This window comes from Streptomyces sp. MS191, assembly GCF_008042125.1.
In the GTDB taxonomy this organism is placed as follows: Bacteria; Actinomycetota; Actinomycetes; order Streptomycetales; family Streptomycetaceae; genus Streptomyces.
This window is the reverse complement of sequence record NZ_RDBI01000040.1, coordinates 2,910,016-2,921,929: the sequence shown is the minus strand read 5'-3', so window position 1 is coordinate 2,921,929 and position 11,914 is coordinate 2,910,016. Positions and strand designations below refer to the sequence as shown.

9 protein-coding genes and 3 pseudogenes are annotated in these 11,914 nt (G+C 72.4%); 5 read left to right on the top strand and 7 right to left on the bottom strand.

Annotated features, from left to right (window positions below; translation table 11 throughout):
- Window positions 1-109 precede the first annotated feature (109 nt).
- Entirely contained in the window at window positions 110-1,336 is a 1,227-nt protein-coding gene (locus EAO71_RS20630) for a threonine aldolase family protein (RefSeq protein WP_147979048.1), read from the top strand.
- A 6-nt stretch (window positions 1,337-1,342) separates the two neighbouring features.
- On the opposite strand, the gene EAO71_RS20625 is transcribed toward EAO71_RS20630, so the two are convergent.
- Both EAO71_RS20625 and EAO71_RS20620 read right to left on the bottom strand, forming a co-directional pair.
- A complete protein-coding gene (locus EAO71_RS20625) occupies window positions 1,343-2,020 on the bottom strand; it encodes a response regulator transcription factor (RefSeq protein WP_147979047.1) in 678 nt (225 codons plus the stop codon).
- 55 nt (window positions 2,021-2,075) lie between these two features.
- Complete coding sequence (locus EAO71_RS20620; RefSeq protein ID WP_147979046.1) at window positions 2,076-3,281, bottom strand: sensor histidine kinase; 1,206 nt, start codon at window positions 3,279-3,281, stop codon at window positions 2,076-2,078.
- Window positions 3,282-3,378: 97 nt separating this feature from the next.
- Between EAO71_RS20620 and EAO71_RS20615 the strand changes: the two genes are divergently transcribed.
- Together EAO71_RS20615 and EAO71_RS20610 are read left to right on the top strand one after the other, a co-directional pair.
- Window positions 3,379-4,374 (top strand): SAM-dependent methyltransferase, encoded by a 996-nt coding sequence (locus EAO71_RS20615; protein ID WP_147979045.1) that lies wholly within the window; start codon window positions 3,379-3,381, stop codon window positions 4,372-4,374.
- A 90-nt stretch (window positions 4,375-4,464) separates the two neighbouring features.
- A complete protein-coding gene (locus EAO71_RS20610) occupies window positions 4,465-5,607 on the top strand; it encodes an NADH-quinone oxidoreductase subunit D (RefSeq protein WP_147979044.1) in 1,143 nt (380 codons plus the stop codon).
- A gap of 33 nt (window positions 5,608-5,640) precedes the next feature.
- Here EAO71_RS20610 and EAO71_RS20605 read toward each other — a convergent pair whose 3' ends face one another.
- From EAO71_RS20605 to EAO71_RS20585, 5 genes and pseudogenes are all read right to left on the bottom strand, one after another.
- Window positions 5,641-6,213: a GNAT family N-acetyltransferase gene (locus EAO71_RS20605; RefSeq protein ID WP_147979043.1), complete on the bottom strand. Its 573-nt coding sequence runs from the start codon at window positions 6,211-6,213 to the stop codon at window positions 5,641-5,643.
- Complete coding sequence (locus tag EAO71_RS20600) at window positions 6,210-7,196, bottom strand: hypothetical protein (protein ID WP_147979042.1); 987 nt, start codon at window positions 7,194-7,196, stop codon at window positions 6,210-6,212. The genes EAO71_RS20605 and EAO71_RS20600 overlap by 4 nt, the downstream gene beginning before the upstream one ends.
- A gap of 119 nt (window positions 7,197-7,315) precedes the next feature.
- Window positions 7,316-8,311, bottom strand: coding sequence for an ABC transporter substrate-binding protein (locus tag EAO71_RS20595; protein WP_399755471.1), 996 nt, complete (start codon window positions 8,309-8,311; stop codon window positions 7,316-7,318).
- Between the two features lie 28 nt (window positions 8,312-8,339).
- Window positions 8,340-8,564 (bottom strand): annotated as a pseudogene (locus EAO71_RS20590) (ABC transporter permease subunit); the annotation flags it as partial.
- A 190-nt stretch (window positions 8,565-8,754) separates the two neighbouring features.
- A complete protein-coding gene (locus EAO71_RS20585; protein WP_147979040.1) occupies window positions 8,755-9,867 on the bottom strand; it encodes an alpha/beta hydrolase in 1,113 nt (370 codons plus the stop codon).
- Window positions 9,868-10,032: 165 nt separating this feature from the next.
- Between EAO71_RS20585 and EAO71_RS20580 the strand changes: the two are divergent.
- Together EAO71_RS20580 and EAO71_RS20575 are read left to right on the top strand one after the other, a co-directional pair.
- Window positions 10,033-11,796, top strand: a pseudogene (locus EAO71_RS20580) (phosphatidylglycerol lysyltransferase domain-containing protein); the annotation flags it as partial.
- 10 nt (window positions 11,797-11,806) lie between these two features.
- Window positions 11,807-11,914, top strand: a pseudogene (locus EAO71_RS20575) (tRNA lysidine(34) synthetase TilS); the annotation flags it as partial.

Sequence of the window (11,914 nt, the reverse complement as noted above, 5' to 3'; positions counted from 1 at the left end):
GTTCCAGTCCGCGGTGGGTACCGGACGATTTCTGGTCATGCTACGCCAGCGTTTCGCGCGTGCTCGTGGCCTGTCCACAGGGTGTGGGTGACGGTGTGATGATCGGTTCATGGATGAGGTGGACGAGACGGACGAGACGAACGAGCCGGAGCAGGACGAGCGTCGGCGCAGGGCCGCCGCGTGGTCCGGCGCGAGCCGCAGGCTCTGGGACACACCGGTGGAGCGGACGGTCGGCGAACGCCTGGACGAGCTGGCGGAACTCGCCCGCCGGGGGCACGCCTTCACCGATCCGCACGAACTGGTCGACACCTACGGCGGCGGACCGGTCGCCGAGCTGGAGCGGCGGGTGGCCGAGCTGCTGGGCTTCCCCTCGGCCGTCTTCTTCCCGACCGGCACCATGGCCCAGCAGGTCGCACTGCGCTGCTGGGCCGGCCGCACGGGCAGCGACGTCGTCGCCCTGCATCCGCTGGCCCATCCGGAGGTCCACGAGGACGGGGCGCTCGGCGCGCTCACGGGACTGCGCACCGTCCACCCCACGCGCGAGCCGCGGCTGCCCACGGCGCAGGAGGTCCGCGACCACCCGGAGCCGTTCGGCACGCTGATGCTGGAGCTGCCCCTGCGGGACGCCGGCTTCGTGCTGCCGACCTGGGACGAACTGGTCGACGTCGTGGACGCGGCCCGCGAACGTGACGCAGTGGTGCACGTCGACGGCGCACGCCTGTGGGAGTGCGCCCCTCACTTCGGGCGGACGCTGCCCGAGATCGCGGGGCTCGCGGACAGCGTGTACGTGTCCTTCTACAAGTCCCTGGACGGGATCTCGGGAGCCGCCCTCGCCGGCCCCGAGGACCTGGTCGAGGAGGCCCGGGTGTGGCTCCACCGCTACGGCGGCCTGGTCTTCCAGCAGTTCCCGACGGCCCTGGCCGCACTGCACGGCCTGGCCGTCGAGCTGCCGAGGCTCCCCTCGTACGTGGCGCACGCCCGGACGGTCGCGGACGGGCTGCGGGCGGGCTTCGAGGAGGCGGGGGTGCCGTGGTTCCGGATCCACCCCGGGACCCCGCACACCCACCAGTTCCAGGTCTGGCTCCCCCACGACCCCGAGACCCTGACGGCGGCGTCGGTCGCGCTGGCCGAGACCTCCGGCACCGTCCTGTTCCGCCGCTGGTTCTCCCCCGGCGCGGGCGGGCCGCCGGGAGTGGCGGCGACCGAGGTGACGGTGGCCGGACCGGGCCTCGACTGGACCGGTGACGACGTCCGCGAGGCGGTCGCGGCCTTCCTCTCCCACCTCGACCGGCCGGTGCGCACCTCGGGCCCGGCGGGTGCCGGCCGGGACTCCTGACCGGCGCTAGGACCGGCCGGTGCCGCCCGCCCGCACCAGGCCGGTCTCGTACGCCAGGACCACGACCTGCACCCGGTCGCGCAGGTCCAGCTTGGTGAGGATCCGGCCGACGTGGGTCTTCACGGTGGCCTCCGACAGCACCAGCCGGGCCGCGATCTCCCCGTTCGACAGCCCCTGCGCGACCAGCAGCATCACCTCGCGCTCCCGGTCGGTGAGCCGGTCGATCTCCTTGTGCTCGGGGTCCTTGCCCGTCGTCGGCAGCATCGGCGAGAAACGGTCGAGCAGCCGGCGGGTGGTCGAGGGGGCCACGACCGCGTCCCCGCTGTGCACGGACCGGATCGCGCCGAGCAGCTCGGCCGGCGGCACGTCCTTCAGCATGAAGCCGCTCGCCCCCGCCTTCAGCCCGGAGAAGGCGTACTCGTCCAGGTCGAAGGTGGTCAGGATCAGCACCTTGGGGGCGTCGGGCTGCGCACAGATCCGCCGCGTCGTCTCGACCCCGTCGAGCTTCGGCATCCGGACGTCCATCAGCACCACGTCCACGGCCGTGGAGCGCAGCGCGGCCAGCGCCTCCACGCCGTCGCCCGCCTCGGCCACGACCTCCATGTCCGGCTGGGCGGCGAGCACCATGCGGAAGCCGGTGCGCAGCAGCACCTGGTCGTCGACGAGCATCACGCGGATGGACATGTGGGTTCCTTAGGGGCGGCGGTCCGGGGTGTCCTGTCGGTCGGCAGGACACCCCCTAGTGGGCGGGCTTGAGGGGGAGCAGGGCGCTGATGCGGAAGCCGCCCCCGGGACGCGGCCCCGCGTCCAGGGTGCCGCCGACCATGCCGACCCGCTCGCGCATGCCGATCAGGCCGTGGCCCCGGCCGTCGGCGCCCCCGTCCTCGTACATCTCGTGGGTCGCGCCCCGCCCGTCGTCCTCGACGAGCAGCCCGAGACCGTCGTCGAAGTACACCAGGCGGACACTCGCGCCGGCGTCCGGGCCGCCGTGCTTGCGGGTGTTGGTCAGCGCCTCCTGGACGATCCGGTACGCGGTGAGCTCCACGCCGCTGGGCAGCGGGCGCGGGGTCCCCTCGACCCGGAAGTCGACCGTGAGGCCCGCGCCGCGGACCGTCTCGACGAGGTCCTCGATCTGCTCGACGTCGGGCTGGGGCACGTACTCCCCCGCCTCCTGGTGCTCGCCGGTGCGCAGGATGCCGAGCAGCCTGCGCATCTCGGCCAGCGCCTGGCGGCCGGTGGAGGAGATGGTCTCCAGGGCCTGCTTGGCCTGGTCGGGCGAGGCGTCCAGGACGTAGGCGGCGCCGTCGGCCTGCACCACCATCACCGAGACGTTGTGGGCGACGACGTCGTGCAGTTCGCGGGCGATCCGGGCACGCTCGGCCGCGACGGCCACCTTGGCCTGTGCCTCGCGTTCCTGCTCCAGGCGCGAGGCCCGCTCCTCCAGCTGCGCGAAGTAGGCGCGGCGGGTGCGCAGGGAGTCCCCGAGCACCCAGGCGAGGACGAACGGCACGGTCATGATGACCGTGAAGAAGACGCGGGCCGCGGTGGAGTCGAGGTCCTCCTGCTCCGGCCAGCGCACCTGGGAGAGCGTCGCGGCGCTCAGACCGCCCGCCAGCGCCAGCCGGGACGCCCATCGCGGCCCGTCGTGCGCGGCGACGGTGTAGATGATCACGAGCATCGCGAAGTCGGCGAAGAACGGCTTCAGCCCGAAGGCGAGCTGGGCGACGCCCAGGACGACCGTGAGCACCAGCATCTTCTCGGGCGCCCGCCGCCGCAGGGCGACGACCAGGCACAGCAGCGCGGCGACGACCCCGTACGCGGCGGGATGGTCCACCGCCGGGTAGGTCGAACCCACCCACAGCAGGGAGAACCCGAACAGGACGACGGCCCAGAAGGTGTCGACGCCCGTCGGGTGTCTGCGGATGAAGTCGTAGAGGCGCTGCACGTGACCCAGCGTAGGGAAGGCGGATAGGTGCAGGGGTCAACCGTGGGGTCGATCCTTGGCGTGAGGACCGTACTCCGCAAGGTGGAGACTGGGGCCTGTGACGGATGAGACGTGTCAGCGCCGGGAGCGCGAGGGGTGGCTGCGGTGGCGCGAGGCCACCGAGCGGGCGCTGTACGGACCCGATGGCTTCTATCTGCGGCCCGAGGGCCCGGCCGGGCACTTCCGCACCTCCGTGCACGCCTCCCCGCTCTTCGCCCGGGCCGTCGCCCGGCTGCTGACGGAGGTGGCCGCGGAGCTGGGGACGGACGAGGTCGCGCTGGTCGATGTGGGGGCCGGGCGCGGGGAGCTGCTGACGGGGGTGCTGGCCTCGGTGCCGTCCGGGCTCACGGTGCGGCCGTACGGCGTGGAGCGCGCCGCCCGTCCCGAGGGCCTCGACCCGCGCGTGGTGTGGACGGACCGGGTGCCCCGGGGGCTGCGCGGGCTGCTCTTCGCCAACGAGTGGCTCGACAACGTGCCGGTGGACGTCGCGCAGGTCGACGCGTCCGGAGCCGTCCGCTACGTGGAGGTGCGGGACGACGGCACGGAACGGCCGGGCGACCCGGTGACGGGCCCGGACGCGCGGTGGCTGGAGCGGTGGTGGCCGCTGCGGGAGCCGGGCGAGCGCGCGGAGATCGGACGGCCCCGGGACGAGGCGTGGGCGGACGCGGTGGACGCCCTGGCGGCGGGGACGGCGGTGGCGGTGGACTACGGGCACCTGCGGGCGGCCCGGCCGCCCTTCGGGACGCTGACGGGCTTCCGGGCCGGGCGCGAGGTGGCGCCGGTGCCGGACGGTTCGTGCGACGTGACGGCGCACGTGGCGATGGACGCGTGCGCCGCGGCCGGCGGGGAGCTTCGCACCCAGCGGGAGGCGCTGGGACGGCTGGGGGTGGCCGGCGGCCGGCCGCCGCTGTCCCTGGCGTCGAGCGACCCCGCCGCCTACGTGCGGGCGCTCGCCGCGGCGGGCGAGGCGGCCGAACTCACCTCCCGGGGCGGCCTCGGGGACTTCCTGTGGCTGACCCGGAGCGTCCCGGCCGGGCCGGACCGGGCCGCCTGAGGAGACCGGGGCCGCCGGCCAGTCCACGGCCCGGGCGGCGGACGGTGGACACCCCCGACGGCGGGCGCGCGGTGCAGGGATACTGTCCCCATGACGGAGACGACGGTCGGAATCGGCGGGGCGGCTGAGAGCACCGACATGGTGCTGAACATCGGACCGCAGCATCCCTCGACCCATGGGGTGCTCCGCCTCCGGCTCGTCCTGGACGGCGAGGTCATCCGGCAGGCCGAGCCCGTGATCGGCTACATGCACCGCGGCGCCGAGAAGCTCTTCGAGGCGCGCGACTACCGCCAGATCATCATGCTCGCCAACCGCCACGACTGGCTGTCGGCCTTCTCCAACGAGCTCGGTGTCGTCATGGCCGTCGAGCGGATGCTCGGCATGGAGGTCCCCGAGCGTGCCGTGTGGACCCGCACGCTGCTCGCCGAGCTGAACCGGGTGCTGAACCACCTGATGTTCCTCGGCTCGTACCCCCTGGAACTGGGCGGCATCACGCCGGTCTTCCACGCCTTCCGGGAGCGCGAGGAGCTCCAGGCCGTGATGGAGGAGGTCTCCGGCGGCCGGATGCACTACATGTTCAACCGGGTCGGCGGCCTCAAGGAGGACCTGCCGGCCGGCTGGCTCGGCCGGGCCGGGCAGGCCGTCGCCGACGTCCGTTCGCGGATGGACGTGTACGACAAGCTCGTCCTCGGCAACGAGATCTTCCGCGGCCGCACCCGCGACGTCGGCGTGCTCGGGCGGGACGCCGCCCACGCCTACGGCGTCACCGGGCCCATCGCCCGCGCCTCCGGCGTCGACTTCGACCTGCGCCGCGACGAGCCCTACCTGGCCTACGCGGAGCTCCAGGACACCCTGCGGGTCGTCACCCGCGAGGAGGGCGACTGCCTCGCCCGCTTCGAGTGCCTGCTGGAGCAGACCCACAACTCCCTGGACCTCGCAGACGCCTGTCTCGACCGGATGGCCGAGCTCGCGCCGGGGCCGATCAACCAGCGGCTGCCGAAGGTCCTCAAGGCGCCGGAGGGCCACACGTACGCCTGGACGGAGAACCCGCTCGGCGTCAACGGCTACTACCTGGTGTCCAAGGGCGAGAAGACGCCGTACCGGCTCAAGCTGCGCTCGGCGTCGTTCAACAACATCCAGGCGCTGACCGAGCTGCTGCCCGGCACGCTGGTCGCCGACATGGTCGCGATCCTCGGCTCGCTGTTCTTCGTGGTCGGGGACATCGACAAGTAGGGGCGCCGCCGTCCGGGGCGCGGTGCGGGGGCGTCAGCCGTGCCGCATGACGACGAAGGGCCGCGGGTCCTTCTCCGGCAGCCTCCGCTCGACCACGCGCCAGCCCCAGCGGACGTAGCGGTCGCGCAGCTCCGGCACGTCGAGGGTCATCAGCAGGCGCGGCGCGGGCGCCCGGTCCAGCAGGGCGTCGTGCAGGGCGCGGCCCAGACCGCGGCCCTGGTAGGCGGGTGCGACGACGAGTTCGGCGAGTTCGAAGGTGTCGTCGGCGCCGGACAGGGCGTGGTCGGACCAGCCGGCCGCGAAGCCGGCGAGCGCGCCCCCGACGCCTTCCGGGCCGGGAGCGGCGGCGGGCGTCGTCCCGCCGGGCGCACCCGCCCGCGCCGGAAGGATGCCGCCGTCCGCCGGAAGGGTGCCGCCGTCGAACGCCGCGACCCAGCGGAAGCCCTGGGCTCCGGTCCGGCCGAGGAGCCGTTCCACGGTCCGCAGGGCGCCGCGCGGGGGCTCGTGCCAGGGAGCGCCGCAGAAGGCCTGGGCGCACAGGGCGATCAGCTCGTCCCGCAGCCCGTGCGCCTCGTCGGCGCCCAGGGCGGCGGTCCGCAGGCTCACGAGTTGACCGCTCCTCGCAGCTCCACCACGTCGATCTGCTCGGTCTCGTCGTGCGCGGTCAGGTCGATGACATGGCCGATGGCCCGCTTCTCGGGCGGGCGGGGGGCGGCGTCGGCGAGGACCTCCTCACCCACCACGTCCGCGAGGTCGGTGTCCTGGACCGCCTCGATCGCGGCCGTCGCCTTCTGCATGCCGAAGAAGTCGAAGCCGCCCTCGGGGCGCGGGGCGGGCCGGCGAGCGGCGTAGGGGACGATGGCCGCGGCGGCCGGGATCGCCCGTACGGGAGGTACGGCGGCGATCGACGGACGAGCGTGCCGCTCGGTCCCGGCGACCGCCGCGTGCTTCCCCTGCGGCTCCTCCGTCTCCCGGGCGCGCTCCGCCAGATCGCGGCTGCGGGCCGCCTCCGCGGTGCGGCGGGCCTGCTGGGCGGCGGCGTTGCGGGAGAGGCTGCGCAGGGCCTCGGCGGCCTGGCGGTAGGCGTCCGGCGTCGGCGTGGACCCGGCTGCCGGCAGCTCCTTCGCGGGGGAGGACGCCTCCAGGGCGAGCTGGCGGCGTCCCTCCAGGGCGCTGGCCCGCTCCGTCTCCGCGGTGGCGTACCGGCGCAGCAGCTCGGCGTGCTCGCCGCGCAGCCCGGCCAGCTCGACCCGCTTGGCGCGCAGCTTCTTGTCGAGCCGGGCGCGCAGTTCGCGCGACTCCTCGATGTCGGACTCGAGCTCGGCTATCCGCTCCTCGGTCTTCCACTCGTCCGCGGTCCGCGCCCGGATCAGCTCGGCGACCTGCCGGCCGGCGCTTCGGTCCCAACTGCGCATCATGACGGCGCCGGTGACCGCGGCGGCCGCCGCGGCCGCGACGAGCACCCGCAYCGCCACCGGATCCGCGAGCAGCCAGGCGCCCGCGGCACACACGGCCGCAGCCCCGGCTACCGCGGAGGGCGGCAGAAGCTTGTGCAGAGGAGGTGAATGGCGGTGGCGTCCACGTGGCATGGCCTGAAATTTACCGTGCGTAGGCGCCGTGTGGGGGGTCGGTCCGGCAATCTCTTGGCCACTTCTCGCCCCCGGCCCCGAACCCGCTCGGGGCCGGACCGACTCCCCCCACCGGAACGCTACTTCCCGATCAGCCCCTTCGACTCCAGATAGGCCTTCGCGACGTCCGCCGGCTTCGCCCGCTCCGCGTCCACCTTGCGGTTGAGTTCGGCCAGATCAGCCGTCGTCAGCACCTTGGTGATCTTGTCCAGCGCGGCGGCTATCTCCGGAGATCCGGCATCCTTCGCATTCACGACCGGCAGCACGTTGTCGGCATTCTGGAGCTTCTTGTCGTCGGCCAGGAACACCAGCCCGAAGCTCTCGATCGTCGCGTCCGTCGTGGTGGTCAGCACCAGCTGGTCCACCCCGTCCTTGACCGCCTGCTTCGACTGCGGCGTCCCCACGCCCTTGGGGTCGATCCCGGCGACGTCGATCCCGTAGACCTTCTTCAGACCCGGTGCGCAGAAAGGCCGGATCTCGCATTCGTCACCCGCCGCGATCCTGACCTTCAGCTTCGCCCGGCCGAGATCCGAAAGCGTCGTCAACTTGTTCTTCCCGGCGAATTCCTTCGACACCGCGAAGGCGTTCTGGTCGACCGCCTCCCCGACCGCCAGCACCTTCAGTCCACGCGGCTCGGCGAGCTTCTTCAGCTCCGCCACCGTGGCAGCCGCGTCACCCGAGGCGACCGGCTTCTCCTCGGGCGCCTTCGGACCGTTCACCCGGGCATTGAGGAATTCCGCGATCGTCGCCGCGTATTCCGGGACGACGTCGATCTCGCCCTTCTCCAGCGACGGCTCGTACAGCTCACGGTTCTTCACCGTCGTGATGCTCGCCGCGTACCCGGCGTCGCCCAGCACCTGCGCGTACAGCTCCGCCAGCACCTTCGACTCGGTGAACGCCGCCGCCCCGACGACCAGCGACCCCTTCTTCCCCGAGCCGCCCGTGCTCCCGCCGGAACCGCCCGCCCTGCCCTCCTCCAGGCTGTCGCCGCCGCACGCGGCGAGCGAGACGGTCAGCGCCGCCACGCCCAGTACCGCACCCGCGATGCGCGAGGTCCTGCTCACGAGATCACCCATTCCATTCGTGTCGTCCATCGGTCCGTCGTCACAGCGTCCTGCGGCCGAGCAGTCGGTCCGCCCCCACCAGCACCGCCTCCACCAGGAGGGCGAGCACGGCCACGAGCAGCGCGCCCGCGACCACCTGAGGGGTGTCGTACGTGTTGAACCCGGCGGTGATGATCCGGCCCAGGCCGCCCTGGCCGACCATCGCCGCGATCGTCGCCGTGGCGACCACCTGCACCGCCGCCGACCGCAGCCCCGTCATCAGCAGCGTGAACGTCACCGTCGGCTCGCACCGGTCGAGCCCGTACGAGCGGCAGATCGCGAACATCGCCGCCTCGACGTCCTCCGCGGCCTCGCCGCCCGCCCCACCGGCGAGCGGACCAACCCCGCCGGCACCACCGGCGAGCGGACCACCCCCGCCGGCACCCCCACCGGAACGGACACCACCGGAGACACCCTCAGTTCGCGCTGAGCCGCCCGCTCATCCACACCAGACCCGGCGGAATCTCCCGGTTCCACGTGTTGAAGTTGTGCCCCCCGCTGTCCAGCGTGATCGAGGAGACCCGCGCCGGACTCCGCACCTTCGCGATGAACTCCCGCGTCCCCTTCAGGTTCCCCTCACCCTGCTTCGACGTCGTCACCAGGAACGACGACCGCCCCTGCTTCACGTGATCCAGACTCCACAGCAGATCGGCCCGCCGGCGCGCCGCCGCGTCCCCGTGGAACAGATCCCCCGTCGTCACGTCCTCCGCCGCCCGGTAGTACGCCGAGAAACCCGCACCCGCCGAGAACCGGTCCGGATGATGCAACGCGATCTTCAACGCGCAGTACCCACCGGTCGAGTTCCCCATGAACCCCCAGTTCCGCGGCTTCGTCCCCACCCGGTACGTCTCCGACACCGCCTTCGGCAGGTCCTCCGCGAAGAACGTCTCCGTCCGCGGCCCACCCGGCACGTCCACACACTCCGTGTCCCGCGGCGGCGCCACCGTCGGACGCAGCATCACCAGCACCATCGGCTGCATCCGCCCCTCCTTCGCCTGCTGGAAGGCCGTCCGCGGATACCGCAACCCCTTCAACAGGTTCTCCGCCGTACCCGGATACCCCGTCAGCACCACCGCGGCCGGGAACGTGCTCCGCGCGTACCGCGGCTGGAAGTACTCCGGCGGCAGATACACGTACGCGGGAGAATCGATCCCCGACTTCTCACCCGCTATCACCACCTTCTGTATCTGCCCGCCCACCGACGGACGGTCCCCACCCGGAACGTCCACCGGCTGCGTCCCCAGAACCTTGACGTCCCTGGAGCCGGCCGAGTGATCCACGACCACACCCAGATCCTGCTCCTGCCCGAACAGGTCCGCCCAGGAGCCGTAGAACAGGAACGAATTGTTCGCCGCCAGACCGACCGAGGCGAACAGCGCCACCTGCGTCGCGACCAGCAGACCGACCCTCCCCAGCACCGCCCGCCCACCGCCACCGGCCAGCCGCGGCCACAGCCACACCGTGGCGGCGAACAGCGCGACGGCCAGCACGACCGCAAGCGCCAGGACAACGTTGCTGGTGAGACCCATGAGTCCTTCGAGCTTCTTCCGTGAGAATTTCCTGTGCGTGAGTGAACCCACCGCCCCACGGTGCCGTCCTAGAAGGCGCAATGCCCTCCGGCAGGCCCGCCGCACGATCCGCTCGGCCCGCCGGATCCAAGAATCCTCGCGAAGCCACGGGAAGCACGGGAAGCGATGTCTGTCACGGTAGATGGGGACAAATCAGGATCGGTTCCGGTTCGCGTACGCCGGATTCTCCAGGGACCACGCCCCGAGAAGGTCCCCACCCTCGTCGGAACGGCCTGCACACTCATCGGCCTCATCGACATCGCCGCAGGCGTCTTCCCACGCTTCCGCGCCAGCCGCATGCACGCCGTCGCCGAAGTCCTCCCCGGCACCCTCGGCCCCCTCTCCGCCGCACTCTCCCTCAGCGCCGGAGTCCTGCTCCTCCTCCTCGCCCACGGCCTCAAGCGACACAAACGCCGCGCCTGGCGAGCCGCCGTCGTCCTCCTCCCCCTCGGCGCCGCCGCCCAGTTCGTCTGGCGCCACTCCGTCCTCGGCGCCCTGCTCTCCCTCACACTCCTCGCACTCCTGCTGCGCCACCGGAGTGAATTCGCCGCCCTCCCCGACCCCCGAAGCCGCTGGCGCGCCCTCGCCAACTTCGTCCTCATGGGAGCCGGCTCCCTCGCCCTCGGCCTCGTCATCGTCAGCGCCCACCCCCGCCGCATCATCGGCAACCCCAGCCTCACCGACCGCCTCGAACACGTCCTCTACGGACTCCTCGGCATCGAAGGCCCCATCGGCTACACCGGCGACGTCGACTGGACCGTCGGCTACTCCCTCGGCGCCCTCGGCATGCTCACCGCCCTCACCACCATCTACCTGACCTTCCGCCCCGAGCACCCCGCCGCCCGCCTCACCGAACACGACGAGACCCGCCTCCGCGCCCTCCTCGACAAACACGGCGCCCGCGACTCCCTCGGCCACTTCGCCCTCCGCCGCGACAAGGGCGTCGTCTTCTCCCCCAGCGGCAAGGCCGCCGTCTGCTACCGCGTCGTCTCCGGCGTCATGCTCGCCAGCGGCGACCCCATCGGCGACGTCGAAGCCTGGCCCGGCGCCATCGAACGCTTCATGGACGAGGCGAAAGCCCACTCCTGGACCCCCGCCGTCATGGGCTGCTCAGAAACCGGCGGCGAGGTCTGGACCCGCGAGACCGGCCTCGACGCCCTCGAACTCGGCGACGAAGCCATCGTCGACGTCCCCGACTTCTCCCTCACCGGCCGCGCCATGCGCAACGTCCGCCAGATGGTCAAGCGCATCGAACGCAACGGCTACACCACCAAAGTCCGCCGCGTCCGCGACCTCACCGACAGCGAACTCGCACACATCCGGCAAGCCGCCGCCGACTGGCGCGGCACCGACACCGAACGCGGCTTCTCCATGGCCCTCGGCCGCATCGGCGACCCCGGCGACGGAGACGCCGTCATAGCCACCGCCCACAAGACCGACCCCGCCGACCCCCACTCCCCCTACGGCGACCTCAAAGCCGTCATCCACTTCGTCCCCTGGGGCACCGACGGCATGTCCCTCGAACTCATGCGCCGCGACCGCAGCGCCGACCCCGGCATGAACGAGCTCCTCATCGTCGCCGCCCTCCAGGAATCCCCCCGCCTCGGCATCACCCGCGTCTCCCTCAACTTCGCCATGTTCCGCTCCGCCCTCGCCCGCGGCGAGAAGATCGGCGCCGGCCCCGTCCTCCGCGTCTGGCGCGGGCTCCTCGTCTTCCTCTCCCGCTGGTTCCAGATCGAGTCCCTCTACAAGTTCAACGCCAAGTTCCGCCCCCGCTGGGAACCCCGCTTCGTCGTCTACCGCAAGAGCGGCGACCTCCCCCGCATCGGCCTCGCCGCCATGCAGGCCGAAGGCTTCGTGAACCTCCGCATCCCCCACTCCTTCACGAAGGGCACCGGACATGGGTCCCCATCCTGCGGTCGCGGCGATACGCCTGGCGGTCCGCCGCGTACTCCACGACATCCTCACCGAACACCACACCGACACCGGCGAGCCGACCACCGAGCCC

Coding starts and splice junctions, on each gene's coding strand:
- EAO71_RS20630 (WP_147979048.1), top strand. CDS start 110: ATGGATGAGGTGGACGAGACGGACGAGACGAACGAGCCGGAGCAGGAC.
- EAO71_RS20625 (WP_147979047.1), bottom strand. CDS start 2,020: ATGTCCATCCGCGTGATGCTCGTCGACGACCAGGTGCTGCTGCGCACC.
- EAO71_RS20610 (WP_147979044.1), top strand. CDS start 4,465: ATGACGGAGACGACGGTCGGAATCGGCGGGGCGGCTGAGAGCACCGAC.
- EAO71_RS20595 (WP_399755471.1), bottom strand. CDS start 8,311: ATGGGTGATCTCGTGAGCAGGACCTCGCGCATCGCGGGTGCGGTACTG.
- EAO71_RS20585 (WP_147979040.1), bottom strand. CDS start 9,867: ATGGGTCTCACCAGCAACGTTGTCCTGGCGCTTGCGGTCGTGCTGGCC.